The organism is Mycolicibacterium hodleri, from assembly GCF_025822245.1.
GTDB classification, from domain to species: domain Bacteria; phylum Actinomycetota; class Actinomycetes; order Mycobacteriales; family Mycobacteriaceae; genus Mycobacterium; species Mycobacterium hodleri.
The window spans coordinates 157268-181955 of sequence record NZ_JACKTL010000020.1 but is presented as its reverse complement, the minus strand read 5'-3'; the positions used below and the strand labels follow the sequence as shown (position 1 = coordinate 181955).

26 protein-coding genes are annotated in these 24688 nt (G+C 68.0%); 6 read left to right on the top strand and 20 right to left on the bottom strand.

Translation table 11 applies throughout. The annotated features are described in order from the left end of the window. The first annotated feature begins 73 nt into the window (after positions 1–73). Positions 74–514 carry a nitroreductase family deazaflavin-dependent oxidoreductase gene (locus H7J06_RS07315; RefSeq protein ID WP_264038026.1) on the top strand — a complete coding sequence of 147 codons (441 nt, stop codon included), beginning with the start codon at positions 74–76 and terminating at the stop codon, positions 512–514. 5 nt (positions 515–519) lie between these two features. Here the strand turns inward: H7J06_RS07315 and H7J06_RS32335 are convergent, their stop codons facing one another. The 4 genes from H7J06_RS32335 to puuE form a co-directional block, all read right to left on the bottom strand. Further along, entirely contained in the window at positions 520–810 is a 291-nt protein-coding gene (locus H7J06_RS32335; protein ID WP_308205720.1) for a hypothetical protein, read from the bottom strand. A gap of 76 nt (positions 811–886) precedes the next feature. Next, entirely contained in the window at positions 887–2185 is a 1299-nt protein-coding gene (locus H7J06_RS32330) for a DUF222 domain-containing protein (RefSeq protein WP_308205719.1), read from the bottom strand. Between the two features lie 91 nt (positions 2186–2276). Then, positions 2277–3041, bottom strand: a complete 765-nt coding sequence (locus H7J06_RS07300) for an SDR family oxidoreductase (protein ID WP_264038024.1) — start codon at positions 3039–3041, stop codon at positions 2277–2279. 33 nt (positions 3042–3074) lie between these two features. Further along, positions 3075–3995, bottom strand: coding sequence for an allantoinase PuuE (gene puuE, locus H7J06_RS07295; RefSeq protein WP_264038023.1), 921 nt, complete (start codon positions 3993–3995; stop codon positions 3075–3077). An 89-nt stretch (positions 3996–4084) separates the two neighbouring features. Here puuE and H7J06_RS07290 point away from each other — a divergent pair, with 89 nt between their 5' ends. Both H7J06_RS07290 and H7J06_RS07285 read left to right on the top strand, forming a co-directional pair. Further along, entirely contained in the window at positions 4085–5377 is a 1293-nt protein-coding gene (locus H7J06_RS07290) for a cryptochrome/photolyase family protein (RefSeq protein WP_264038022.1), read from the top strand. Positions 5378–5438: 61 nt separating this feature from the next. Then, positions 5439–5693 carry a DUF2631 domain-containing protein gene (locus H7J06_RS07285; RefSeq protein WP_140687899.1) on the top strand — a complete coding sequence of 85 codons (255 nt, stop codon included), beginning with the start codon at positions 5439–5441 and terminating at the stop codon, positions 5691–5693. Here H7J06_RS07285 and H7J06_RS07280 read toward each other — a convergent pair. The 3 genes from H7J06_RS07280 to H7J06_RS07270 are packed head-to-tail and all read right to left on the bottom strand — an operon-like array spanning position 5690 to position 9102. Next, positions 5690–7129: a WS/DGAT/MGAT family O-acyltransferase gene (locus tag H7J06_RS07280; protein ID WP_264038020.1), complete on the bottom strand. Its 1440-nt coding sequence runs from the start codon at positions 7127–7129 to the stop codon at positions 5690–5692. The genes H7J06_RS07285 and H7J06_RS07280 overlap by 4 nt on opposite strands. A gap of 15 nt (positions 7130–7144) precedes the next feature. Then, the gene (rlmN, locus tag H7J06_RS07275; protein WP_264038019.1) at positions 7145–8236 is read right to left on the bottom strand and encodes a dual-specificity RNA methyltransferase RlmN; all 1092 of its coding nucleotides are present in this window, start codon (positions 8234–8236) and stop codon (positions 7145–7147) included. A gap of 14 nt (positions 8237–8250) precedes the next feature. Next, complete coding sequence (locus tag H7J06_RS07270; protein ID WP_264038018.1) at positions 8251–9102, bottom strand: LysR family transcriptional regulator; 852 nt, start codon at positions 9100–9102, stop codon at positions 8251–8253. A 170-nt stretch (positions 9103–9272) separates the two neighbouring features. On the opposite strand from H7J06_RS07270, the gene H7J06_RS07265 reads away from it, so the two are divergent. Continuing rightward, positions 9273–10199: a DMT family transporter gene (locus tag H7J06_RS07265; RefSeq protein WP_372515264.1), complete on the top strand. Its 927-nt coding sequence runs from the start codon at positions 9273–9275 to the stop codon at positions 10197–10199. Here H7J06_RS07265 and H7J06_RS07260 read toward each other — a convergent pair. The 4 genes from H7J06_RS07260 to H7J06_RS07245 all read right to left on the bottom strand — a co-directional run bounded on the left by H7J06_RS07260 (position 10110) and on the right by H7J06_RS07245 (position 13117). Next, on the bottom strand, positions 10110–10988 hold the full coding sequence (locus H7J06_RS07260; RefSeq protein ID WP_264038016.1) for a phosphatidate cytidylyltransferase: 879 nt from the start codon (positions 10986–10988) through the stop codon (positions 10110–10112). The genes H7J06_RS07265 and H7J06_RS07260 overlap by 90 nt on opposite strands. A 33-nt stretch (positions 10989–11021) precedes the next feature. Beyond that, entirely contained in the window at positions 11022–11579 is a 558-nt protein-coding gene (gene frr, locus H7J06_RS07255) for a ribosome recycling factor (RefSeq protein ID WP_149478661.1), read from the bottom strand. A gap of 35 nt (positions 11580–11614) precedes the next feature. Continuing rightward, on the bottom strand, positions 11615–12355 hold the full coding sequence (gene pyrH, locus H7J06_RS07250; RefSeq protein WP_264038014.1) for a UMP kinase: 741 nt from the start codon (positions 12353–12355) through the stop codon (positions 11615–11617). 75 nt (positions 12356–12430) lie between these two features. Then, positions 12431–13117, bottom strand: coding sequence for a class I SAM-dependent methyltransferase (locus tag H7J06_RS07245; protein ID WP_264038013.1), 687 nt, complete (start codon positions 13115–13117; stop codon positions 12431–12433). Positions 13118–13154: 37 nt separating this feature from the next. On the opposite strand from H7J06_RS07245, the gene H7J06_RS07240 reads away from it, so the two are divergent. Next, a complete protein-coding gene (locus tag H7J06_RS07240) occupies positions 13155–13580 on the top strand; it encodes a MarR family winged helix-turn-helix transcriptional regulator (protein ID WP_264038011.1) in 426 nt (141 codons plus the stop codon). Here the strand turns inward: H7J06_RS07240 and H7J06_RS07235 are convergent, their stop codons facing one another. The 8 genes from H7J06_RS07235 to rpsB form a co-directional block, all read right to left on the bottom strand. Further along, positions 13581–15596 (bottom strand): primary-amine oxidase, encoded by a 2016-nt coding sequence (locus H7J06_RS07235; RefSeq protein WP_264038010.1) that lies wholly within the window; start codon positions 15594–15596, stop codon positions 13581–13583. A gap of 4 nt (positions 15597–15600) precedes the next feature. Beyond that, on the bottom strand, positions 15601–17067 hold the full coding sequence (locus tag H7J06_RS07230) for an APC family permease (RefSeq protein WP_264038091.1): 1467 nt from the start codon (positions 17065–17067) through the stop codon (positions 15601–15603). An 86-nt stretch (positions 17068–17153) separates the two neighbouring features. Beyond that, a complete protein-coding gene (locus H7J06_RS07225; protein WP_264038009.1) occupies positions 17154–17894 on the bottom strand; it encodes an ABC transporter ATP-binding protein in 741 nt (246 codons plus the stop codon). Between the two features lie 3 nt (positions 17895–17897). Continuing rightward, positions 17898–18464 carry an ABC transporter permease gene (locus tag H7J06_RS07220; RefSeq protein ID WP_264038007.1) on the bottom strand — a complete coding sequence of 189 codons (567 nt, stop codon included), beginning with the start codon at positions 18462–18464 and terminating at the stop codon, positions 17898–17900. Positions 18465–18498: 34 nt separating this feature from the next. Further along, the gene (locus tag H7J06_RS07215) at positions 18499–19662 is read right to left on the bottom strand and encodes an ABC transporter permease (protein ID WP_264038006.1); all 1164 of its coding nucleotides are present in this window, start codon (positions 19660–19662) and stop codon (positions 18499–18501) included. A gap of 149 nt (positions 19663–19811) precedes the next feature. Continuing rightward, positions 19812–21251: an amidase gene (locus H7J06_RS07210; protein WP_264038005.1), complete on the bottom strand. Its 1440-nt coding sequence runs from the start codon at positions 21249–21251 to the stop codon at positions 19812–19814. An 89-nt stretch (positions 21252–21340) separates the two neighbouring features. Further along, a complete protein-coding gene (tsf, locus tag H7J06_RS07205) occupies positions 21341–22156 on the bottom strand; it encodes a translation elongation factor Ts (RefSeq protein WP_264038004.1) in 816 nt (271 codons plus the stop codon). 11 nt (positions 22157–22167) lie between these two features. Then, positions 22168–23007 (bottom strand): 30S ribosomal protein S2, encoded by an 840-nt coding sequence (gene rpsB, locus H7J06_RS07200; protein WP_264038003.1) that lies wholly within the window; start codon positions 23005–23007, stop codon positions 22168–22170. Between the two features lie 298 nt (positions 23008–23305). On the opposite strand from rpsB, the gene H7J06_RS07195 reads away from it, so the two are divergent. After that, positions 23306–23830 (top strand): M23 family metallopeptidase, encoded by a 525-nt coding sequence (locus H7J06_RS07195; RefSeq protein WP_264038002.1) that lies wholly within the window; start codon positions 23306–23308, stop codon positions 23828–23830. Here the strand turns inward: H7J06_RS07195 and H7J06_RS07190 are convergent. Continuing rightward, on the bottom strand, positions 23778–24683 hold the full coding sequence (locus H7J06_RS07190) for a tyrosine recombinase XerC (protein WP_264038001.1): 906 nt from the start codon (positions 24681–24683) through the stop codon (positions 23778–23780). The genes H7J06_RS07195 and H7J06_RS07190 overlap by 53 nt on opposite strands. Positions 24684–24688: the final 5 nt, after the last annotated feature.

Here is a 24688-nt window from a genome sequence, read left to right as displayed (position 1 = left end):
TTCGGCGGGGTGAACCGTCCTTGGTTGCAGACGACGTTGAGGACCGTCGTCGACGACGAGGAAGGGAACGCCGATGTCAGGAATGAGGCCCCCACGGTGGCTCAAGCCCGTGAACAAGGTGATGGTCGCCGTGCAGAAGCTCGGTGTGTCCGTCGGACCGTCCGCGGTGCTCACGGTCCCTGGTCGCAAGTCCGGCCAGCCTCGAAGCACCCCGATGACACCGTTCGAGCATGCCGGGGGGCTGTACACCGTCGCCGGGTATCCAGGTGCGGACTGGGCGGCCAATGCCCGCGCAGCGGGAAGCGGCACGCTGAGCCGGGGACGGCGGTGCCGCCTGGTGCGGATCGTCGAAGTGAGCCCCGCCGACTCTCGCCCGGTGCTGAGAGCGTTCGCCCGGAAAGTCCCAGTGGGAGTCCGGTTCGCCAGGCGCAGCGGCCTCGTCACCGACGGCACCCCCGATGAATTCGAGTTGCTGGCAGGCACATTGGCCGTGTTCCGGCTCGATCCTGCGTAGCAGGGTCACGGATCGTGGTCCAGGACGCGATTGACTTCCCGCTCGTCGGCGACGCGTCTGGCGCGGTCTTGGGCGCGGGTGGTCTTGCGGCGCGGCATGGTCAGGCCCGACGCGTGGCGTGCTGGAACGCCGCTCACCTGAACGGTTCTGGTGGGCTGGGACAGTTCGGGGAACAGTAGTCGGCTGCTCGGTGTGGTGACGTGGGTGCGGCCGTCGGGTGCGGTCCACACAATGGTGCCGTCATCGAGTTGTTGATCCCGCCAACCGTTCCCGCCGCCCCAGAAGGTCTTCAGCAAGTGGTGTCGGCGGCATAGACACTTCAGGTTGGACGCCGCCGTCGGCCCGCAGGGCCACGGAATCGTATGGTCGAGGTCACAATTCGTCGCCGGTGCTCGGCAGCCCGGGAAGCGGCACGTCATGTCGCGGCATCTGATGAAGTCGGCCAACTTCCTCGACGGTCGATACCGGGGTTCCGGTGGGGCTTGGCCGGGGTGCACGATCGCGGTGATCGTCGCCCCAACCATGGCCCGGCAGGCGATCGCGCCGGGCAGGAACTGTCCACCCATCATCGTCGCCGGCCGCAGGCCCGCCAGCCGCCCGGGGGGGGGTGAGGGCTTCTGTGAGGGTCAGCTCGCGCAGCGGCTTGGTGAACATGGCCGGGGGTTCGCCGTCGAGGGCGGTGCGCTCGTCGACGGGGGCCGGCGCGGGGGCCGACTCCTCTGCCGCGTCAGCCTGGTTGGCGGTCGCCGAGTCGTCGGCAGCGTCGGTGCCCTCGGCGGTCTCAGTTTGTCCATCGCCGGTGCATCCGCCGTCATCCGTTGACGAATCAGGTGCCGGGGTGGCCGGCACCGGCGGCCGCTCGTCGAGGGTGAGCGTTTCCTGGCTGGCGATCACGTAGACCACCACCCCCGTCGAGGGCGGGTTCTCCCCGGCCGGGCAATCCTCGGACTCGCAGAGGCACGCGAGGCGGTCCGCGCCGTGGGACAGTGCGCCCATCGCGTCGGAGCGGCGCTGATCCAGGGTGCGGGGATCAGCTGGGCAGACGGTGCGGGCCAACGCGTCGATCCGGGCGTCGAACGCCTTCGCGTCGTGGGCGAACAACGTCGCGAACACCGTCGCCATCCCGCTGCCGTCCTCCTCACCCACCTCCACCGAGCGGCCCCGGGCCCTAGTCTCGGTGCGGATGACCGCTTGCGGGTCGACTTGGGCGACGAACCCGTCGATCGTCTTCTCGAGTGTCGCCACCGACATGGGTTCCCGGGTGCTCAGCGCCGCCGCCAGCATGGCGTCGAGCGCCCGCAGCGCCTCGGGGTCGACGACCGGCGCACCGCGCTGCACCACCGCCTTCACCAGCTGATAGGTGATCAGACCCTCGGCGAACACCGCGGCCACCTGAGGAAACCGTTCATGCAGGGCCACGGCGATCAACAACTGGTTGGACGCGGCCCCGGGGGTAATCCGCAGAACCGCCCCGACGTGGGCGGCCACGGCATCGAAGTCGTCGACACACCACAGGTCCCGAGACGCCGACCCGGACGCGGCGTAGGCGGCCTCGAGCATCCCGGCCATGGCCGCGACCTTGCGAGCGCACGCGGCGGACTCCGCCTGAGACCACGCCTCCACCGCACCGGCACCCGAGGTACCGGTAGCGATGGCCAACGAATCGAACATACATTCGACTCTACCGCCGCACACCGACAGGCACCAGACACCGCCACCAGCCTGTGGATAACTCCAAAACGTCAGTGCCACATGACCATTGCTAGACCGTCCCGACGGTCCCACCGTCGACCACGATGTCCGCACCGACCACTGACGACGCGGCGTCGGAGACCAGGAATGCGATCACCTCGGCGATATCGGTGGGCCTCGCGGGCCGCCCGAGCGGGATGCCGCCCAGTGAGTCCATCAGCGTCTGCAGGGCGGCACTCTCGTCCGTGCCCGCCGCTTCGGCGATCCTCGCGACGAGCGCGTCGGCCGACGAGGTCTGGATGAAACCGGGCGACACGGTGTTGACCCGGACGCCATGTGGCGCAAGCTCATTCGCGAGACCCTTGCCGTAGGTCCGCAGGGCCGCCTTGGCCGCCGCGTATCCCAGTGTGCCGTCGTAGAGGGGCATTCGGCTCTGGATGGACCCCACGTGCACGATGGCACCCGCCCCCGATTCGATCATCGACGGCACCAGCGCACGGTCCAGGCGCACCGCGCCCAGCAGGTTGAGCTGCAGCTCGTCGAGCCAATCCTGATCGCTCAGCGCCGCGAAACCGCCTGAGGGCGCGGATGATCCGCCCGCGACGTGGACCAGGATCTGCGCACCGCCGAGGGTGGTCACGTGTTCGGCGACCACGGCCGCCCCGTCGACCGTGGTGACATCGGCGGCCACGAAGTCGTCGGCGTCGTCGGGCTCGTGGCGCGCCACCACGGTGACCACCGCACCCGCCGAGCGCAGGCGAGCCACGACGGCCGCCCCCGTCCCCTTGCTACCTCCGGTGACGACGGCTCGTCGGCCGTCCAGATTCATGCTCATTCCTCCACCGTGAGGCCTCCCCCGGCGGGAGGGTCAAGCGCCCGGAGGGAAGTTCTGCTCCCAGTGGCGGGCGACGTCCACCCGGCGCGCGATCCACACCCCGTCATGGCCCTGCACGTGGTCGAGAAACCGGCCCAGGGCGGCGATGCGGGCGGGCCGTCCGACGAGCCGGCAGTGCAGACCCACCGACAACATCTTCGGAGCCCCCGCAACGCCCTCGGCATACAGCACGTCGAACGCGTCGCGCAGATAGGTGAAGAACTCGTCTCCCGACGGAAACCCGCTCGTGGAGACGTACTTCATGTCGTTGGTGTCCAGCGTGTAGGGCACCACGAGGTGGTCTCGTCCCGCCACCCGCGTCCAGTAGGGCAAGTCGTCGGCGTAGGAGTCCGAGTCGTACAGGAAGCCACCGTGTTCGACGACGAGTTCGCGGGTCCGCGGCGAGTCCCTGCCGGTGTACCACCCCAGTGGGGCCGAGCCGGTCAACTCCGTCAGGATGCGGACCGCCTCAGCCATGTCGGCCCGTTCGGCCTCCTCGTCGACCAGCTGGTAACTGCGCCACTTCAGCCCGTGACAGGCGATCTCGTCGCCGCGCGCCAGGAAGGCCGCCAACGCCTGGGGGTTGCGGGCGAGTGCCGTGGCCACCCCGAAGATGGTCAAGGGCAGTCGACGGTCGTCGAACATCCGCAACACGCGCCACAGGCCCGCCCTGGAGCCGTACTCGTACAGCGACTCCATGCTCATGTGACGGTTCGGAAATGCTTGCGCTCCAATGACTTCCGAGAGGAACGTCTCCGACGACTCGTCACCGTGCAGGACGTTGTTCTCGCCACCCTCTTCGTAGTTGAGGACGAACTGCACGGCGATGTTGGCACCGCCAGGCCAGCGAGGATGGGGAGGATGCGGCCCGTACCCCACCATGTCGCGGGGATAGTCGTCGGTCGTCGGCGTCATGGTGGGATTGTCGCAGTGGATCCATACGGATTCCTTACGAGCGTCCACCTGACGTTTTCCCGCGGCGCACTACGGGGAAGATCAGGGCCATGCCAACGTTGCTGTGGTTCCGTCGCGACCTGCGCCTTCACGACCTGCCCGCACTGCTCGACGCCGCCAAGGACGACGAGGAAGTCCTGGCCTGCTACGTGCTCGACCCTCGACTGAAGAAGTCCGGCGGCCCCCGGCGACTGCAATACCTGTACGACTCGCTTCGGGAGCTGCGCGACGGACTCGACGGCCGGTTGCTGATCGTCGAGGGCAAGCCCGAGGACCGCATTCCCGCCCTGGTGAAGAAGACCAAGGCGACGTCCGTTCACGTGTCGGGCGACTACTTCCCGTTCGGGGTCCGCCGGGACGACGCCGTCCGCCAGGCGCTGGGCGACGTTCCGCTGGAGCCGTCGGGGTCGCCCTACCTGGTCTCCCCCGGGCGCGTCACGAAGGACGACGGCACGCCGTACAAGGTGTTCACGCCGTTCTACACCGCGTGGAAGGCACACGGCTGGCGGGCGCCCGCCCGCACCACCGCGAAGTCGGCACGGTGGATCGACCCGGCCGACGTGGGCGGCGGCGTCGACGTGCCGGCCGGGGACGCCGAACTGGACCACCCGGCCGGTGAGGCCGCGGCGCGCAAGGCGTGGAAGACGTTCGTCTCCTCGGCGCTCGAGGACTACGCCGACGACCGCAACCGGCCGGACCACGACGGGACCAGCCGGATGTCTGCTCACCTGAAGTTCGGCACCATTCACCCCCGCACGATGGCCGCCGATCTGGGTGGCGGCACCGGCGCGCAGGCCTACCTGCGGGAGCTCGCGTTCCGAGACTTCTACGCCAGCGTCGTCCACGCCTGGCCCGAGAGCACGTGGTGGAACTGGAACAAGAACTTCGACCGCATCGAGGTGGACGAGGACGAGGACGCCACGAAGCGATTCGAGGCGTGGAAGGCCGGCAAGACGGGTTTCCCGATCGTCGACGCCGGCATGCGTCAGCTGGCCGAGACCGGCTTCATGCACAACCGCGTGCGCATGATCACCGCGTCGTTCCTGGTCAAGGACCTGCACCTGCCGTGGCAGTGGGGGGCGCGCTGGTTCCTCGAGCAGCTCACCGACGGCGACATGGCCAGCAATCAGCACGGGTGGCAGTGGGCCGCGGGCTGCGGCACCGACGCCGCGCCGTACTTCCGCGTGTTCAACCCCACCACCCAGGGCAACAAGTTCGATCCCGACGGCGCCTACGTCACGCGCTGGGTGCCGGAGTTCGGGGGCGACGACTATCCCGAGCCGATGGTCGACCATGCCGCCGAGCGCGTCGAGGCACTGCGGCGATACGAGGCCGTCCGCTAAATACGACGCGCCGTCGTATGTCAGAATGGGCGCAGTTGACCGGACCCCCTGAGGAGCTAGCGTGGCGAACACCGAGGTCGAACGGCATACCGGCGTTGACGTCGAGGACGTGCCGTCGGCGAACTGGGGTTGGTCGAAGCAGAATCACCGGGCCATCCAGATCGGCGGCATCCTCGCCGGCTTCTTCATGCTCGCGATGCTGCGGGGCAACCACGTCGGCCACGTCGAGGACATCTTCCTCATCGGGTTCGCGTTGGCGATCTGGGGAATCGTGTTCCGCGACTGGTGGCTGCGCCGTCGCGGCTGGACCCGCTAGCCCGACACCGTCGTCGCCGCGAGCGGCATGGCGTCGCCCACGTCGGTGAGCACGTCGGAAAGCCCCGCGGCGCTGCGCAGTGCGACGAACGACCGGAACATCGCGTCGGTCACTTCGTGCGGATCTTCGGTCGTCAGGTCGTCGGTGAGCACCGAGACGTTGAGCTGGTCGACGTAACTCCACACCGTGACGTTCATGCCGCTCCCGGCGACCAGTGGGCCGACGGAGTAGATCTCGCTGATCACCGCTCCCCCGAACGACCCTCGTTCCCTGGGTCCCGGCACGTTGGAGACGGTGAGGTTCATGATCATGCTCGACTGCATTCGCTTGGACTGCCACCGGAAGGCCACCGGTGCGACCGCCGGCGGCAGGAAGTTCAACCAGTTGGGAATCAGGTTGGGGCCGAGCAGGTGATGGTTCTCCTTGGCGATCGCGGTCGCCGTCGCCGTCAGCCGAACGCGTTCGACGGGGTCTGCGACGTGTACCGCCAGTGACGGCGTCATGTAGGTGAACTCGTTGCCCGCCAAGCGATCCGGATCTCCGTAGCTGACCGGTACCCCGGCGATCAGCGGGGTGTCGGCGGCACCGTCGTACTTCAGGAGGAGTTCTCGCAGCGCACCGGCGACCGTGGCCAACACGACGTCGTTGATGGTGACGCCGAGAGTCTTGGCCGCCTCCTTGACGTCGGCGAGGGCCAGCGGAGCGGTCGCGAATCGACGCACCGGCGAGACGACGTGGTTGATGAACGACGGCGGCGGGGCGAAGTTGGAGGCGAGTCCGGGATGCGTGCCGCGCTCCTTGACGCGACGACGCACCCTCGTCACCCCGCTGGCGGTGTCGGCGAGGAGCCGTGGCAACCGCCGGATCTGACGGGCGTGGTCCCGGCCGGCGGCCACCATCAGCCCGCTCGTCGTCCGCTCGCGCGCCTCGGTGTGGATGGCCTTGGCCGGGAACTCGGGTGGTTCGGCTTGGATGGCCCAGCCCAGCTGATTCGCCGAGGCGACGCCGTCGGCCAGCACGTGGTGCACCTTGTGGATGATCGCCACGCGGTCGCCGACGAGTCCCTCTGCGACGTACATCTCCCACAGCGGCCGGTCGCGATCCAGTGGCGTGCCGGCGATCTCGCCGATGAGCTGGTCGAGTTCGCGTCGCCCTCCCGGCGGCGGCACCGACACCCGGCGGACGTGGTGGTCGAAGTCGATCCCCGGGTTCTCGACCCACATGGGGTGGTGCAGCCTCAGCGGGACGTCGACGAGTTGGTATCGCAGCGGTGTGAGGGCAAGCAAGCGCGGCTCGGCCACCCGACGGAACAGTTCGAAGGTGAATTCGCCGTCGAGCCCGGAGACGTCGAGGATGCCGATCTTCAAGGTGTGCATGTGGATCTCGGGCGCCTCGGTGTACAGCAGCAGGGCGTCCACACCGTTGAGCCGTCGCATCGCTACCCCAGTTCGCTAGCCCTCGGCGGCGAGTTGACCGCAGGCAGCGGCAATTTCACGACCACGGGTATCGCGAACGGTACAGGACACCCCGCGCTCGCGGACCCGCCTGACGAACTCCCGCTCGGCGGGCTTGGGACTGGCGTCCCACTTGCTGCCCGGCGTCGGATTCAGCGGGATGACGTTGACGTGGACCAGTGGTCCCAGCGCTCCGTGCAGCTTCTTGCCGAGGAGGTCACCCCGCCACGGCTGGTCGTTGACGTCGCGGATGAGCGCGTACTCGATGGACACGCGACGACCGGTCACGTCCGCGTAATACCTTGCGGCGTCGAGGGCTTCGCCGACGTTCCACCTGTTGTTCACCGGCACGAGCGTGTCGCGCAGCTCGTCGTCGGGGGCGTGCAACGACAGTGCCAGCGTCACCCCGAGCCGCTCGTCGGCCAGCTTGCGGATGGCGGGCGCCAGCCCCACGGTCGACACCGTCACCGACCGCGCGGAGATGCCGAACCCGTGCGGCGCCGGCGCGATGATCCGCTTGACCGCGGCCAGCACGCGGTTGTAGTTGGCCAGCGGCTCACCCATGCCCATGAACACGATGTTCGAGAGTCTGCCGTCGTGGTCGTCGCGCATGACGGCCGCAGCCGCGCGGACCTGTTCGAGGATCTCGGCGGTGGTGAGGTTTCTGGTCAGGCCGCCTTGGCCGGTGGCGCAGAACGGGCAGGCCATGCCGCACCCGGCCTGCGACGACAGGCACAGGGTGCTGCGGTTGGGATAGCGCATCAGCACCGACTCGATGGTGGTGCCGTCGACGGCCCGCCACAACGTCTTCCGGGTTTCGGCACCGTCACACTCGACGGAGCGCACGACGTCGAGCAGTCGGGGGAACAGCGCCTCGGCCACCTGGTCGCGCAACGCGGCCGGCAGATCGGTCATGGCACGCGGATCGGCGATCAACCTGCCGAAGTACTGGTTCGCCAACTGCTTGCCGCGGAACGCGGGTAGCCCCAGTTCGGTGAGGGCGGCACCGCGCGCGTCGTCGTCGAGGTCGGCGAAGTGCCGCGGGGGTTTCCCACGGGTGGGCGCGTCGAACACCAACGGAAGTTTCATGGTCTCGCTCATTATCAGGCCTGTTCACTCAAAACGTCACGAACCGCTCCCTCGACGGCCGCCAGCGCACTGGCGTCCACCCCGGCACGGCCCCGCACGAACACCGTCGCACGGCTGGTTGGAGGCAATCCCTCGGCAAGGCACAGTCCGTCGGGCAGTCGTCCGATCATCGGCAGCAGCGCCACGCCGAGGCCGGATCGCACGGCGGCGAACAATCCGGACAGATCGGAGCTGTCGGCGGCGATCCGGTAGGGCACGCCCATGCGGTCGAGCGCGGCGAAGGTGGGCTCGCGCAGCGTGCACGGCTCGGAGAACATCACCACCGGCAACGGATCGTTCGCGGGCATGGAGAACGCGCGACCGGCAACCCACTTCAGCGCGACGACTCCCGACGCGTTCGCCGGGTCGAGGCCGGAGCCGTCCAGCATCACCGCCAGGTCGACGGTGCCGTGGTCGATCGCGTCGGCGAGCATCACGTTGCGGTCCAGCCGGAATCTCAGCCGCCGCTCGGGCAGCCTCTCCCCCAGCGCTCCGGTCAGGCCGGGCAACATGACGTCGGCGCCGTGTTCGGTTGCGCCGATCAACAGCACCCGTTCCTCTGCGGCGCCCAGGTCGGTGAGCGCGGCGTCGTGCGCGGCGAGGATGGTGCGCGCGTGGGCGAGCAGCCGATGACCCAATTCGGTGAAGGCCACGCCGCGGCCGGACTTCTCGACGACGGGCCCGCCGACGACCGCCTCGACGCGGCGGACGTGCTGGCTGACGGCCGACTGGGTGAGGTGCAGAACGGTCGCGGCGCGGTGAAATCCGCCACAGTCGGCGACGGCGACCACGCTGCGCAGCGGTGCAATGTCCAGGACCTGACTCACCCTGTCAAGGTACTCCGATCAGCATCGACGATCAAAGAACGGTGTCGTCGTGCGCGGGACACGGCCATGGGCGAACAATTGATCAGCATTGGCGATCAAACGTGATCGCCGATATTCGTTGGACGGCGCCGCCGGACGTCCCCACGATGAGAACCATGTCGCCGACCCGCATGCCCATGCAGACCGCGGTGGCCGTCACGTTCTTCTACGCGCTCGGGTATCCGATCGGGAACATGGCGGTCAACGAGATGACGCCGATGGCGGTGCTGGCCTTCCGCTTCGGCCTGGCCGGCCTCATCCTCGGGTCGTGGGCCACCCTCGCCAAGGTGCGCTGGCCGAGGGGGCGCGTCCTCGGGCACGTCGCCGTCACCGGTCTGCTGATGCAGGCGGTGCAGTTCTGCGCGCTGTACCTGGCCATTCAGCACGGCGCTCCGGCGGTCCTGTGCGCGGTGGTCGTCGCGATGAATCCCGTCGCGACGGCGATGCTCGCCGCCGCGTTCCTCCGCGACCGTCTGACGCCGCGACGGATCCTGGCACTGGTGCTCGGCGTCGTCGCCGTCCTGGCCGCCTGCGCCAGTCGGCTGGTCTCCGAACGCGGCGTCGACCCGGCGGTGCTGCTGCTGTTGGTCGCGCTGGTCGGCCTGGCGGCCGGTGGGGTCTACCAGCAGCGGTTCTGTGCCGACGTCGACTTCCGCGCCTCGACCGCCGTGCAGAACGGGGTCGCGCTGATCCCGGCCCTGGCCCTCACCCTGACGACGCCGTTCGCCGTCCACGAGCCCGCGAAGGCCGCGTTCGCCGTGGCCGGCGTGGTGCTGCTCAACGCAACCCTGGGCGTCTCGCTCTACGTGCGCGCCATCAACCTGCACGGCGCTGCGGCGGTGTCGATGCTGTTCTGCGTGATCCCCGCGGTCGCGGGCGTGCTGTCCTGGCTGATGTTGGGCCAGCGGGTTGACCTCGGCGTCGGGGTCGGCCTGGTAGTCGGCGCGATGGCGTGCTGGCTCAACACGTCAGGCAAGAAGCGTCAGGACGACCCACGTCGCGACGGCAGAGGGCAGGACCGAGTCGAGCCGGTCCATCAGGCCACCGTGGCCGGGTAGCAGCGTGCCCATGTCCTTGATGCCCAGGTCGCGCTTGACCTGCGACTCGATGAGGTCGCCGAGCGTGCCGGTCAGGACGAGCATCAGACCCAGCGGAATGCCGACCCAGGCCGGCTTCTCCAGCAGGAAGGCCACGGCGAGCACCGAGGCGGCCGTCCCGAAGATCAGCGACCCGGCGAAGCCCTCCCAGGACTTCTTCGGGCTGATCGAGGGCACCATCGGGTGCTTGCCGAACAGCACACCCGCCGCGTAGCCGCCGATGTCGGAGAAGACGACGCCGAGCATCAGGCACAGCACCCGCCACCGACCGTCCTCCGGGTACACCAGCAGGACGCCGAAGGCGCCGAACAGCGGTATCCAGGCGGCCAGGAAGATCGTCGTCGTGACGTCGCGCAGGTAGTTCACCGGAGCGTTCTTCATGCCACCGGAGAGCAGCCGCCAGATCATGCAGACCACGACCGTGGCGCCGTACGCGCCCAGGGCGCCCGCGGGGCCGAAGGGCCACGTCAACCACACCATGGCCTGACCGCCGACGAGCAGCGGGACGATCGGGATGGAGTACCCGGCCGTCCGTAGTCGTTTGACGACCTCGTGGGTGGCGACGGCCATGGCGACCGCCACGACGGGAACCCAGCCCAGCGGTGCGAACACCAGGATGGCGATGACGCCAAAGCCAAGGAACGCTCCCACGCCGATGGCGGCGGGGAGGTCGCGTCCGGCCCGGCCCGCCTTCTTCTTGGGAGCCGGTGTCTCGGGCCCGTCGGTGGACGCCGTGTCGGTGTCTGCCACCGTGCTGTTGCTGAAGGTCAGGTCTGCTGCGACCTAGACCTCCAGCAGCTCGCCTTCTTTGTGCTTCACCAGTTCGTCGATCTGGGCGGTGTAGGTCTGGGTGCTCTTGTCCAGGTCCTTCTCCGCGCGCCCCACCTCGTCCTCGCCTGCCTCGCCGTCCTTCTTGATGCGGGCGAGCTCCTCCATGGCCTTGCGGCGGATGTTGCGCACCGTGACCTTGGCGTCCTCGCCCTTGCCCTTGGCCTGCTTGACCAGGTCGCGACGACGTTCCTCTGTCAGCTGTGGGATCGAGATCCGGATGACGTTGCCGTCGTTGCCCGGGTTGACCCCGAGGTCGGAGTTGCGGATCGCATCCTCGATGGGCCGCAACTGGTTCGCCTCGTAGGGCTTGATGACGACGAGCCGCGCTTCAGGCACGTTGATGCTGGAGAGCTGGGTGATCGGCGTCGGCGAACCGTAGTACTCGATCTTGATCCGGTTGAACATGCCGGGATTGGCGCGACCGGTGCGGATGGACGACAGGTCGTCCCGGGCGACCGAGACCGCCTTCTCCATCTTCTCCTCGGCTTCGAAGAGGGTTTCGTCGATCACTTCATCTTCTCCCGTCGGTGTCGCTCGTCCACCCGTTAGGTGGTGACCAGCGTCCCAATCCTCTCACCCGCCACCGCGCGCGCGATATTGCCGTCGACGAGCAGGTTGAACACCAGGATCGGCATGCGGTTGTCCATGCAGAGGCTGAACGCCGTCGCGTCGGCGACCTGGAGGCCACGGTCGATGACTTCGCGATGGGTGATGGTCTTGAGCAGCTCGGCGTCGGGGTTCTTCCGCGGGTCGTCGGTGTAGACGCCGTCGACCGCCTTGGCCATCAAGACCACTTCGGCGCCGATCTCGAGCGCGCGCTGCGCGGCGGTGGTGTCGGTCGAGAAGTAGGGCAGGCCCATGCCGGCACCGAAGATGACGACGCGGCCCTTCTCCAGATGCCGACGGGCGCGACCCGGGATGTAGGGCTCGGCGACCTGGCCCATCGTGATGGCGGTCTGCACCCGGGTGTCGATGCCTTCCTTCTCCAGGAAGTCTTGCAGCGCAAGGCTGTTCATCACCGTGCCGAGCATGCCCATGTAGTCGGAGCGGCTGCGCTCCATGCCGCGCTGCTGGAGCTGCGCGCCGCGGAAGAAGTTGCCGCCGCCGATGACCACCGCGACGTGCACGCCGCCGCGCACCACTTCGGCGATCTGCCGGGCAACCAACGCCACGACGTCGGGATCGAGACCGACCTGCCCGCCACCGAACATCTCCCCGCCCAGTTTGAGCAGGACACGCGAATACCCCGGCCGCTCAGTGGGGTCCGCCAGGACCGTTTCCGCCATGACACTCCTTCGGTCCGCACGTGAGTGCCCCCAATCCTGCCAAACGGCTGGGCGGGAAGAGCGAAGGGGTGAGCGCTAGCCCAGATGCGCCGACAACAGCCATGCGGGCATCGACACCCGGCCGTTGCCCTCGTCCCGGATGCCCGAGCCGGCGAAATCGGCCGACGCGGCGGGATTCTGCGCGGCGTTGGCGTGGATGCGGGCGTGCCGGACGTCGTCGACGACCCAGTACGGAGAGACCGCGGCACGCAGTTCCTCCTCGGTGACGGGGTTCATCGGTACGTCCTCGGACATCCCCGCACGGTCGAACACCAGGACGTAGTACGACGCGCCAGGCGCGGCGGCGCGCACGATCGACTGCTGGTATCCGTCGCGGAGCTCGACCGGCATGGAGTGGAAGAGCGTGCAGTCGACGATGGTGCCGAAGCGTCCGTCGTATCCGGTGAACGCGCTGATGTCGGCGACGTCGAAGGTCGCGGTGGACAGGCCACGCCGGGCGGCCTCGGCACGCGCCAGGTCGATCGCGCTCGCGGATTGGTCGAGCCCGACGGTGGTGAAGCCGCGGGCGGCGAGCTCGAGCGCGGTCGCAGCCTCGCCGCAGCCGGCGTCCAGGACGTCGCCGTGAAACTTGTCCGCGTCGATCACCGCGGCGATCTCGGGTTGCGGCTCACCGATGCTCCACGGCGGCTTGGTACCAAGACCCAGTTGCTCCGCCTCGCCCCGGTAGGCGGCGTCGAACATGACTTCAAGGGGATTGCTCATACCGTCATGCTTATCAACGTAGTTGATATGTGTCAAGATGGTTGACATGAGCGCACGCGAGGATCAACCGCTCGGCCTACTCCTGGTCCGGGTCGCCGCCGCCCTGCGCAACGAGGTCATCGCCGGCGTGCTGGAACCGCTCGATCTGTCGTTCCCGCAGTACATCTGCATGCGGATCCTGTCCCACTCGCCGGGGAAGTCCAACGCCGAGCTGGCGCGCGACGCCAACGTCTCCCCGCAGGCGATGAACATGGTGCTCCGCGGACTCCAGGACCGTGGCCTCGTCACCCGCCCCGCCGCCGTGGCGTCGGGACGGTCCCTGCCCGCCGAACTGACACGCGACGGCGTGGCACTGCTGGTCGACGTCGACCCCGGCGTGCAGGACGCCGAGCGAAAGGTGTTGGCCCCGTTGAGCGAGCAGGACCGGCGTCACTTCCGGCGCCTGCTCGCCGAACTGGGATAGCTAGGACTCCAGCGCCCGCTCCGCGACCGGCAGACCCGCGTGGTGGGCACCGTGGCACGCCTTCGGCGGCGTCGGCGGAATGTCCAGTGCCGGGTTGCCGTCGAAGAAGCCGATGGGCTTGAGGTGGAAGCCGGTGTAGGCACACGGCATCACCGGCCAGTCCTCGGGCCGCACCACGTGGTGTGCGCCCAGGGTGTACCAGAGCACCACGTCGGTGTCCTCCAGCGGCGCGTCGTCGGCGACGAAGTCCGGCAGTCCCTGCGCGTCCGCGGACTGGTACATGTAGTCCCCCGCGGCGAACTTCTCCGCCTCGTCGTACTTGGTCACCCACAGGTTGTGCTGGATGAACCGCGCCCGGTCGTAGATGTAGGAACCCTCCTGCACCATGACGGGCACGATGTCCTTGGGCACCAGCTTGTAGGCCGTCGGACTGCCGAGTTCGTTCGTCTTCGACGGGTTGGCGATCTTCCAGTATCGACCGGTCTTCCAGTCCCAGTCCCGGGCACCCTCGGCCTCCGACGCCACCAGCGTGTCCTGGGTGATCCACGCGTTGTGGTGCGGGTTGAGGGCCGGATCGGGCTCGGGGATCGAATCCACCTCGTAGACACTGTTTCCCGGCCCGTCGACGCTCATGTCGAGCCGGAAGTTGAAGAAGTGCTGATGGTTCGGCCCGTAGACGCCCGGGGCGACGAGCTTGCCCCAGCGCGGCACCTCCCCCTCGGCGATCGACCCGGTGGTGAGCACCCCCGACAGCTTGACCTCGACCTCGATCGACGCGTCGTTGTAGAAGTACCAGAAGAACCCGTACTCGTAGTTGCCGACCGTACAGATCATCGATATCACCAACCGGCGCGAGCGACGTACCTCCACCTCGCCGGTCCGAAAGTCGGTGTGCTTCCAGGAGATACCGTAGTCCTCCTCGTGCATGCAGATCGCGTTCGGAATGGTGACGGCGTTGCCGTCGGAGTCGTTGACCATGCCGTCGAAGTAGTGGATCTCGCCCAGGCAGTCACAGCCCAGCGTCAACGGGTTGGCCGAGAAGCCCATTCCGACTTCGCCCATGTCGAAGACGTTCTTGTTCCAGTGGGTCGGTGAGGTGTCGCCGTAGGGCACCACCATCTCCGACAGCGAACCGCGGTACATGATCGGCCGGGTCTCGCCGCGGTCGGTGTAGGTCACCTCGTGCAGCGTGATGCCCTCGCGCGGGTTGAAGCCGATGCGCATCGACCACTTCTGCCACGTGACCTGCCACCCGTCGACGGTGAAGCCGGGGCCTTCGGGCTGGGTGATCTCGATCGGCTTGACGTCGGAACGGAATTCGGTGAACGCCGGCCGGTTGTTCGGATCGAACATGAACCGCTCGTCGTAGTTTCCCGCCGTCGGCGGCATCGGCACCACACCGTGGTCCTCGATGTCCACGATCTCCATGTGGTCGAGGTCGAAGGTGACGATCAGACCCTCGACGGGCCGTGCGTAGCCGTGCTCCGACGGCGCCGCGCGCATGAACGTCAACGGCCGGCAGATCAGCGGCGAGTTGTCGTAGTGGTCGGCGGCACCGTAGTAGCCGGCCGGCCACGGATCGATCATCGCGAGGTCGAAGTCGGTGATGCCGCGCTTGCGCATCGCCTCCTGCCACCGCGGGTCCTCGCGGACCTTCTCCTCAACCCCCGTCATGTGCTCGACCAGGTAGGACGGGAAGCGACCGGGAATGGCTTTCCACGAGTCGATCATGCTGGCGTCGAGGTCGACGACCGCCTCGTAGATCAGCTTCGCCGCGGCGTCGTACATCGTGGCGAACGCGCACCGGGGGACGTCCAGCCCGGAGAACGTCAACTCGGCGGTCTTCGCCGGTTCCGCCAGCTGGATCATCACGAACTTCAGTGTGGGCGAGGCATATTCGGACGCCATGACGATGGCGGCCGCGGCCTGGACCTCCTCCCCCGACAACGGGTCCAACGGATAGCTGGTCGTGTCCTCGGTAGCTTCCGCGCGACGCGTGGTGCTGTCCAGGGTCATGTACTCAAACTCCCTCGGTGGTTGTGTCGGACTTCTTGAGGTCGAAGACCGCCAGATGGGCCAACGAATCCTCCTTGGTCATCTTGTGGGCCGAACGCTTGCCGAACACGAACACGATCAGGCCGAGGGCGAACATGCCCAGGCTGATTCCGCCGACCCACGTCATCCAGGTGGACTGCGGCACGTCGATCCACGGCGTCACGAACGAGTAGTAGACGCCCGCGATGGTGCCGATCGAGCCGACGACGACGACGATCCACACGCCGACCATGCCGCCCGGAATGCGCCAGAACTTCTCGTTGACGTAACGATCGGCGTACTTCTTGCGGGCCACGACCACCGGGATCAGGAAGAAGAACCCGGACAGCAGCCACACCGTGCTCAGACCGCCCTGCAGGTAGATGGTGACGTTCGCCATGCTGCTCTGCGAGTACAGCCCAACCAGGATCAGCGACGACAGCACGCCCTGAATCAGGATGGCGGTCACCGGGTTCCGGGTGCGCGGGTTGAGATGGGTGAAGATGCGCGGCAGGTGCCGCTCGAGGCCGGAGACGAAGATCAGCCGCGAGTAGGCCACCTGGTAGGTCATGAGCGCCACGATGATGATGCCGGCGAGCACCACCGCACAGATCTCCATCAGCCCGGGGAAACCCGACACGCCGAGCGCACCGATGACTCCGGTGACGGGGTCGATCTTGTCGCCGGGCAGCGCCATCATCGTGCCGAGCGTCGTCAGCAGGTAGATGGCGACCAGTGCGGTCGAACCCCACAGGATCATCTTCGGTCCGCTCTTGCGCACCGAAAGGAACTCCGCGCCCATGTTGTACGGCGTTTCGACGCCGAGCAGGTACAGCAGCACCGTGCCGTAGAGGAAGCCGGCGACGGCGAAGTTAGGCACCGTGGCCTCGTGCCAGTCGAACGGCGTGGCCGAACCGTGCTTCACGGCGAACAGCAACCCGCAGACGAAGATCGTCAGCGTCAGTACGCCGTACACCACGAACACCACGTTCATGATCTTCTGGTTGGCGGCGAGCTTGGCCAGCGCAAGACCCACCACGGTCCACAGGATGACGAGCTGCAGGATGATGCTCGTCGTCAGTCCGAGCTCGGTGTGGAAGGCCAGCAGCAGGAACTGCAGCACCACCGCGGGAGACGACGCGGCGTTCAGGATCACCGGCACCCAGGACAGGTATCCGCCGATGAATCCCCAGGTTTCACCCATGGTGCGGTGCGCCCAGATGTACACCCCGCCTTGGCCGGGCCAGAGATTGCCGAGTTCGACGACGGCCATGCCGGCGGGCACCAGGAAGCTGATGATGCCGAGCACCCACATCGGGATCGCGGTCCAGCCGCCCGCGGCCATCACCGAGGATCCCGTGACCCAGCAGATGATGAACACGTAGGCCGCGGTGAGGCCGAAGGTGCTCATCACCTTGGGCAGGATCTGTTCGGGGACGAGCTCCGTCGTCATCAACGCGTCGCGGTCGGCGACGCTCGACGGCCGTGCTTCCATTTCTTGGGTCACTGTGGTTCCTTCGAGTTCGTCGGGTTACCGGATCAGCTGACGATCTGGCCGTCTCGCATCCGGACGACCCGACTGGCCTCCTCGGCGACGATCGGGTCATGGGTGCTGGCGACGACGGTGACGCCCATGGTCGAGCACAGGTCGCGCAGCATGCGCACGACCGTCTCGCCCGTCTTGTGGTCCAGGTTCGCCGTCGGCTCGTCGGCGAGGACCAACGTCGGATTGCTGATCAGCGAGCGCGCGATGGCCGTGCGCTGCTGTTCACCACCGGACATCTTGGTCGGCTGATGGTGAACCCGATGGCTCAAACCGACCAGCTCGAGAAGTTCCATGGCCCTCGTGCGCAACGCCTTCCGGTCGTACGGCTCGAACATCAGGGGTAGCTCGACGTTCTCGACGGCCGACAGGAAGGGAATGAGGTTGTAGCTCTGGAAGATGAAGCCGATGGTGTCGTGTCGCAGCGCGGCGAACTGGCTCTCGGTGAGCGCTCCGGTGTCCTTGCCCGCGACGGCGACCGATCCCTTGGTGGGCCGGTCCAGTCCGCCGATGATGTTGAGCAGCGTGGACTTTCCGCTGCCGCTGGGTCCCATCAGGCAGACGAACTCACCGGGCATGACCCGCAGATCGGCGGCGACGAGGGCTTTGACCACCTCGTCCCCCAGCTTGTGCAGTTTCCACACGTCCGACACCTCGATGACCGGTGCCGCAGCCTCGTTGGGTGCGGTCGACGCCGCGGCGTCGACCGCCGTGTTCTCGTGATTGACGACCGTCATGAATCAACCTCCACCGGAGAGCGAGTGAATGGGTGGCCGCGACGCTGCGGTCCAGGTGGGCAGGACGCTGGTGACCAACGCGGCGACGATGCTGACGACCACGGCGATGCCCGCACCGAGAATCAGTCCGCCGACCGCGACCCCGGTGGGCACGAAACCCGTTGCCCCGAGCGCCATTGCGACGACGCCGGCCAATGCCGCCCCGACCACGGCGCCGAGCACGGCTGCCACCAGCGGTTCGACGAGCAGGGCCGCGACCACGGGGGCGCGCGGCACGCCGTTCGCGCCGAGCACGCCGAGTTCCCTGGTGCGGTGGGCGACGGTTCTGGTGGTGGCGACGGCGACCTCGACGACGCCGACCAGCAGGACGGTCACCGAGATGAGGATGACGGCTCGGCCGATCTCGTCGGCGTGTCCGAGCGACGCGGATTGCGCACGTATACCGTCCTGCATGCCGAACACCAGGACCACCAGAAAGGCGCCCGTGGCCGTGGTGACGACCGGCAAGATCATTTCGCCGATCCGTCGGCGCGCGGCCAGCCAGCCATAGGCGAGACCCTTGGTCAACATGTCTAGCTCAACCCCATTCTCTTCGCGCGAGCGCTCATCGGTCCCCCAAGAGGTCGACGGGTCGCTGCTGAAGCAGCCTGTGCACCGGCACCAGAGCCCCGACGATCGCCATCGCCGGCAGGAACGCCGCGACCATGGCCGAGGCCTGGAGCCACGCGGTCGGCGTCGCAATGCCCGGAATCACCAGTGCCACTGCGACTCCCGCTCCGGCGATGCCAACGAGGTAGGCGACCACGAAGACGACGGCCGACTCGACGAGGAAGAAGTAGAGCACCTCGTCGGCGAGCCCGATGCTGGACATGATGCCGAACTCGCGCTTGCGCTCCTGCACGGCGGCCAGGAACGACGATACTGCGATGACGAAGCCGAGCCCGAGGCCGATGGTCGAGATCAATCCGAGCGTGGAACTGGTCACCTTGCCGGAGAACAACGCCGAGAACTTCTGCTCGAAGGTCAGCGGCCCGCTGCCGCCGACGGTGTCGTAGATCAGGCCCCCGCCGCCGGCGTCCGGCATGACCGAGGGGTCGGCGGTGAACGGCAGTCCCGTCGCCGCACCGAATGTCTGCGCGAGGTTGCGGTCCTTCTCCCGGCCGTCGGGGGCGAATAACGTCCACCACCCCTTCTCGCCGACGACCGACCGCGCGAGGTCGGTCGAGACGACGGCGGACTGGCCGTCCCCCGCGACCGCGACGACCAGACTCTGGCCGCCGATGTCCACCCGGTCACCGGGGCCCACACCGAGGCGGTCGGCCAGCGCCGACCCCAGAGTGGTTTCACCAGAAGGCACGTCGTCGCCACTGCGCAGCGACACCGCGTTGCCGCCCACGGTCGTCACGCCGGACAGCGTCTGGACGCCGCGCCACCCCGCCGGCAGCGTCAGCTCGGGCGACGCCCCGTCGGCGACCAGCGCCTGCGCGTCCGGGTCGAAGTGCACGCCGGCGGCCGGCACCGCCCACAGTTGGGCACCGCCCAGCACGTCGGTCACCGAGTCGGCACCGGTGATGGCGAAACTCGACGAGATGGTGCGGACGATGGTGACGCACGCGATCGCCAGCGCGATGCCGAGGACGGAGAGCACGAACCGCTCGGGGCGTCGACGAATGTTCGCCAGCGCGAATCGGACCAGGTACCCGAAGGTGTTCCCGGACGCAGTGGCGATCGCCGGTGATCGAACGGTCGTCGGCGCAGTGGGGTCCACACAGGCGATGTTCAGCGCGCCGTGTTTCTTCGGTTGCCACGCGTGATGTCCGGAAGGTTAACTCGACCTAAGTCGGATTACGGTGCTGTGTCGCGCCCGCAACGGATTTCGTCGTCCCGACGATGGGTCGAATTGAGAACTGGCTACTGTCAACGTGATTGGACGCCGGATTCCGCATCGGCGGCATCCGTGATCAGACGGAAGGGCACGGCCTCCTCCACCTCGTATGCCAGCTCCAGCAGCGTCGCCTCGCGGCCCATTTGAGCGCTGAACATCATGCCGACGGGCAGGCCGCCGGCGGAATGGCCAAGCGGCAACGAGATCGCCGGGTCGCCCGTGACGTTCTGCAACGGGGTGAACGCCACCCAGTCGACCAACCGCTCGATGATCTGGTCGTAGTCGGCGGTCGGGTTCAGGTGCCCGACGAGGGGCGGCACGTCGGCCAAGGTGGGCGTCAACAGCACGTCGTAGTCCCGCACCCGCGGCAGCATCCGGCGGCGTAGCGTCGCCAGTCGGGCGATCGCCACCGGGAGCCGCCGCAGGTTGGCCGCCGCGAATGCCTCGAGCCCCAGGGTGAGGTTGTCCAGCTTGTCGCGGTCGAACGTCGCACCGAACCGCTTCGTGCCACCGCGGACCAGGGCGAAGGACAGCATCGCCCAGTACAGAAGGAAGTCGTCGATGAACGACGCCGGCACCGGCGGAGCGTCGAGATACTCGACGTGGTGCCCCATCCGCTCGAGCAGCTCGGCGGTGCGGAGGGTGTGATCGCGCACCTCGGGGCTGCACTCGCGCTTGACGGACTTGGTGACTACCGCGACGCGCAGCCGCGCGCGCCCGGGCCGCGTCACGTCGCCGATCGGCGCGAGCTTCGGGCTGCGCCAGACCTTCTCGGCCTCACGGTAGAACGCGGCGGTGTCCCGAACCGAGCGGGTGACCACTCCGTTGGCGACGATCCGGATCGGCATCTGACGCATGTTCGCATCCAGCGGGAGCCGACCGCGCGACGGCTTCAGTCCGACCAGACCGTTGCACGACGCGGGGATGCGGATCGACCCTCCTCCGTCGTTGGCGTGGGCGATCGGCACCACGCCCGCGGCGACGAACGCACCGGCACCCGACGACGACGCCCCGGCGGTGTAGTCGATGTTCCAGGGGTTTCGGACCGCTCCAAGCCGGGGGTGTTCGGCGACGGCGCTGAAGCCGAACTCAGAGAGCTGGGACTTGCCCAGCGCCACCAGGCCCGTCGACAGGTAGGTACGCGCGAAGTCGCCGTGCGCGCGTTCGGGCCGCGGGTGCCACGCGTCGGTGCCCTCCATCGTCGGCATGCCTTGCACCGCGGCGTTGTCCTTGACGAACGTCGGCACCCCGTCGAAGAAGCCGCCATAGCGGGTGCTCGCCGCCGCGCGGGCCCGGGCGGCGTCAAAGGCCTCGAAGGCCAGGCCGTTCAGCTGCGGGTTGACCTTCTCCGTGCGGGCGATCGCCGCCTCGACGACGTCCACCCGGGACACCGCCCCGGCCGCGATGGCCTCGGTGACGCCCATCGCGTCGAGTCGTCCGAGCGCGTCGTCGTCGAATGCCGAGAGAGTCATCCCCCAGACGCTAGCAATGCCCGGAAACGGAGAAACCCCGCGTCCGCCGGTGTCACCGGCGGACGCGGGGTCTCCCTGTTGCGCTTGGCCTACGAGCGGCCGACCTCGAACCGGACGAACCGGGTGACGGTCAGTCCGGCGTCCTCGATCAGCGCCTTGACGGTCTTCTTGTCGTCGGCGATCGCCGACTGTTCGAGCAGGACGACGTCCTTGAAGAAGCCGGTGAGTCGACCTTCGACGATCTTGGGCAGAGCCTGTTCCGGCTTGCCCTCCTCCTTCGCGGTCTCCTCGGCGATGCGACGCTCGTTGGCGACGGCCTCGGCGGGCACGTCCTCACGCGTGAGGTACTTGGCCTTCATCGACGCCACCTGCAGGGCCACGGCGTGCGCGACCTCGGGGTTGCCGCCGGTGTACTCCACGAGCACGCCCACCGCGGGCGGCAGGTCCGACGACCGCTTGTGCAGGTACGCCTCGACCGTGCCGTCGAAGTACGCGACGCGACGAAGTTCGAGCTTCTCGCCGATCTTGGCCGAGAGGTCGGCGATGACCTGCTCGACGGTCTTGTCGCCGATCTTCGCCGCCTTCAGTGCGTCGACGTCGGCGGCCTTGGACTCGGCGGCGGCGTCGACGATCTGTGCGGCGACGGACTGGAACTCCTCGTTCTTCGCGACGAAGTCCGTTTCCGAGTTCAGCTCGATCAGCGCGCCGCCCTTGGCGGCGACCAGACCTTCGGCCGTCGCCCGCTCGGCGCGCTTGCCGACGTCCTTGGCACCCTTGATGCGCAGGACCTCGACGGCCCGCTCGAAGTCACCGTCGGCTTCGACCAGGGCGTTCTTGCAGTCGAGCATGCCCGAGCCGGTCAGCTCCCGAAGTCGCTTGACGTCGGCAGCGGTGTAGTTCGCCAATTTTCTCTCTCCTACGAAGATTCAGTGGTCGTCTCGGTGGCGACCGGGCCCGCCTCAGCGGGAGCGGCAGCCGCCGGTGCAGTGGCGGTGGCGAGCAATTCCTGCTCCCACTCCGCCAACGGCTCGGCTCCACCCTCGGCGGCACCCTTGTCGGCGCCGGCACCCGAGCGGGCCTTGAGCCCCTCGGCGACCGCGGACGCGATCACCTTGGTGAGCAGCGCAGCCGAGCGGATCGCGTCGTCGTTACCCGGGATCGGGTAGTCGACCAGGTCGGGATCGCAGTTGGTGTCAAGGATCGCCAGGATCGGGATGTTCAGCTTGCGAGCTTCGGCGACCGCGAGGTGCTCCTTGTTGGTGTCGACGACCCAGATCGCCGAGGGCACCTTCTGCATGTCGCGGATACCGCCGAGGCTGCGCTCGAGCTTGTTCTTCTCGCGCGTCAGCATCAAGATTTCCTTCTTGGTGCGACCCTCGAAGCCACCGGTCTGCTCCATGGCCTCGAGCTCCTTCATCCGCTGAAGGCGTTTGTGCACGGTCTGGAAGTTGGTGAGCATGCCACCGAGCCAGCGCTGGTTGACGAACGGCATCCCGACTCGGGTGGCCTCGTCGGCGATGGACTCCTGCGCCTGCTTCTTGGTACCGACGAACATGATGCTGCCGCCGTGGGCGACGGTTTCCTTGACGAACTCGTACGCCGTGTCGATGTACGTCAGCGTCTGCTGCAAGTCGATGATGTAGATGCCGTTGCGGTCGGTGAAGATGAATCGCTTCATCTTGGGATTCCAACGGCGGGTCTGGTGCCCGAAGTGCGCGCCGCTGTCCAGCAGCTGCTTCATTGTTACAACAGGCATGGTTGCCTTGTCCTTACACATTGACGGTTGTCGTCCGGCACCGGGTGATGCCGAACCCTGGCGCCCGTTGCGTGCCGGACCCGTGTTTCCACGAGACCAACCGGCATGCGTGTGCGACCTTGAGAGTTCGAGGCTGCGGCACGGGCGCGCGAAGTCAATCCACTAATGCAGATTGCGGGACTGAGTTTACACCGTTGACATGCGTGCTCTTGCCACGCGGCGGTGCCGGACGGTCGTTTCATCCACAGATCTCCGTCGACGCCTTCCGTCGGCCCATTCGACACGCTGAACTGGTGCGATGAAGTTTCTGGCGATGCTGGCTACCGTTGGCCTGCTCACCGCCGGGCCGGCCCACGCCGCCGACGACCGGCTGGACTGGCCGTTGCGGCCCAGACCTGCGGTGATGCGGACGTTCGACGCGCCAGCACCGAACTGGAACCGGGGGCACCGCGGCGTCGACCTCGCCGCGACGACGGGACAGCCGGTGTACGCCGCAGCAGCGGGCACCGTCGTCTTCGCGGGCGAGCTGGCGGGCCGACCCCTGATCTCGATCGCCCACCCCGGCGGGCTGCGGACCACCTACGAACCGGTCGACGCCGTGGTGCGGGTGGGCCAACTGGTCGACGCGGGCAGTGCCGTCGGCCGACTGCGCGCCGGCCATCCCGGCTGCAGCGCCGCGGCGTGCCTGCACTGGGGTGCGATGTGGGGGCCGGCGTCACGCGCCGACTACGTCGACCCGGTCGGTCTGGTGGCCACCACTCCCCTTCGGCTCAAGCCCGTGGATGCGCCTGGTCGTGCACCGCTCGCAGGCGCGCCACGCTGACGTGGGTGTACAGCTGCGTGGTCGCCAGTGACGAATGGCCCAGGAGTTCCTGGACGACGCGCAGGTCGGCCCCGCCCTCGAGGAGGTGCGTCGCCGCGCTGTGCCGCAGCCCGTGCGGGCCGATGTCGGGTGCGCCGTCGACGGCGGCCATGGTCTGGTGCACCACGGTGCGGGCCTGACGGGGGTCGATGCGCCCGCCCCTGGCGCCGAGGAGCAGCGCGGCACCCGAGGTCGACGTGGCCAACGCGGGCCGCCCGTCGGTGACCCACGCGGTGAACGCCTGGAGCACGGGTTCGCCGAACGGCACCGTGCGCTGCTTGTCGCCCTTGCCGAGCACCCGCAGGACCCGTTGCCCGGTGTCCACGTCGTCGACGTCGAGCCCGCAGAGTTCGCTGACCCGAATTCCCGTGGCGTACAACGTCTCCACGATCAGCCTGTCGCGCAACGCCATCGGGTCGCCCTGCTGCGCGCCGGAGGTGGCGGCCTTCATCGCGTCGAGCGCCTGGTCCTGACGCAGCACCGCGGGCAGGGAGCGACGGGCCCGGGGCACCTGAAGCCGTGCCGCCGGATCGCCGTCCAGCAAGCCCCGGCGCCACGCCCAGGCGGTGAACGTCTTGACCGCGGAGGTCCGGCGGGCCAGCGTCGTGCGCGCGGCACCGGACGCCGCCTGCGCCGACAACCACGACCTCAACACGGGCAGGGTGAGACGGTCCAACGACGGCTGCTCGCCCAGGAAGGCGAACAACGAGCGCAGGTCGCCGAGATAGGCGCGGCGGGTGTGCTCCGACCGACCGCGGTGCAATGCCAGGTACTCGTCGAATTCTTCGAGCACCACCTCGACCGCTGCCGCCACCCCCC

What these genes read in the sequence shown, in the direction of transcription:
- H7J06_RS07225 (WP_264038009.1), bottom strand. Translation starts at nt 17,894, where the DNA reads ATGACGGTCGTCAATCACGAGAACACGGCGGTCGACGCCGCGGCGTCG.
- H7J06_RS07230 (WP_264038091.1), bottom strand. Translation starts at nt 17,067, where the DNA reads ATGACGACGGAGCTCGTCCCCGAACAGATCCTGCCCAAGGTGATGAGC.
- H7J06_RS07195 (WP_264038002.1), top strand. Translation starts at nt 23,306, where the DNA reads ATGAAGTTTCTGGCGATGCTGGCTACCGTTGGCCTGCTCACCGCCGGG.
- H7J06_RS07235 (WP_264038010.1), bottom strand. Translation starts at nt 15,596, where the DNA reads ATGACCCTGGACAGCACCACGCGTCGCGCGGAAGCTACCGAGGACACG.
- H7J06_RS07280 (WP_264038020.1), bottom strand. Translation starts at nt 7,129, where the DNA reads ATGCGACGGCTCAACGGTGTGGACGCCCTGCTGCTGTACACCGAGGCG.
- H7J06_RS07290 (WP_264038022.1), top strand. Translation starts at nt 4,085, where the DNA reads ATGCCAACGTTGCTGTGGTTCCGTCGCGACCTGCGCCTTCACGACCTG.
- H7J06_RS32330 (WP_308205719.1), bottom strand. Translation starts at nt 2,185, where the DNA reads ATGTTCGATTCGTTGGCCATCGCTACCGGTACCTCGGGTGCCGGTGCG.
- pyrH (WP_264038014.1), bottom strand. Translation starts at nt 12,355, where the DNA reads ATGGCGGAAACGGTCCTGGCGGACCCCACTGAGCGGCCGGGGTATTCG.
- H7J06_RS07240 (WP_264038011.1), top strand. Translation starts at nt 13,155, where the DNA reads ATGGTTGACATGAGCGCACGCGAGGATCAACCGCTCGGCCTACTCCTG.
- H7J06_RS07265 (WP_372515264.1), top strand. Translation starts at nt 9,273, where the DNA reads ATGCCCATGCAGACCGCGGTGGCCGTCACGTTCTTCTACGCGCTCGGG.
- puuE (WP_264038023.1), bottom strand. Translation starts at nt 3,995, where the DNA reads ATGACGCCGACGACCGACGACTATCCCCGCGACATGGTGGGGTACGGG.
- H7J06_RS07300 (WP_264038024.1), bottom strand. Translation starts at nt 3,041, where the DNA reads ATGAGCATGAATCTGGACGGCCGACGAGCCGTCGTCACCGGAGGTAGC.
- H7J06_RS07210 (WP_264038005.1), bottom strand. Translation starts at nt 21,251, where the DNA reads ATGACTCTCTCGGCATTCGACGACGACGCGCTCGGACGACTCGACGCG.
- H7J06_RS07245 (WP_264038013.1), bottom strand. Translation starts at nt 13,117, where the DNA reads ATGAGCAATCCCCTTGAAGTCATGTTCGACGCCGCCTACCGGGGCGAG.
- rpsB (WP_264038003.1), bottom strand. Translation starts at nt 23,007, where the DNA reads ATGCCTGTTGTAACAATGAAGCAGCTGCTGGACAGCGGCGCGCACTTC.
- H7J06_RS07220 (WP_264038007.1), bottom strand. Translation starts at nt 18,464, where the DNA reads ATGTTGACCAAGGGTCTCGCCTATGGCTGGCTGGCCGCGCGCCGACGG.
- rlmN (WP_264038019.1), bottom strand. Translation starts at nt 8,236, where the DNA reads ATGAAACTTCCGTTGGTGTTCGACGCGCCCACCCGTGGGAAACCCCCG.
- H7J06_RS07315 (WP_264038026.1), top strand. Translation starts at nt 74, where the DNA reads ATGTCAGGAATGAGGCCCCCACGGTGGCTCAAGCCCGTGAACAAGGTG.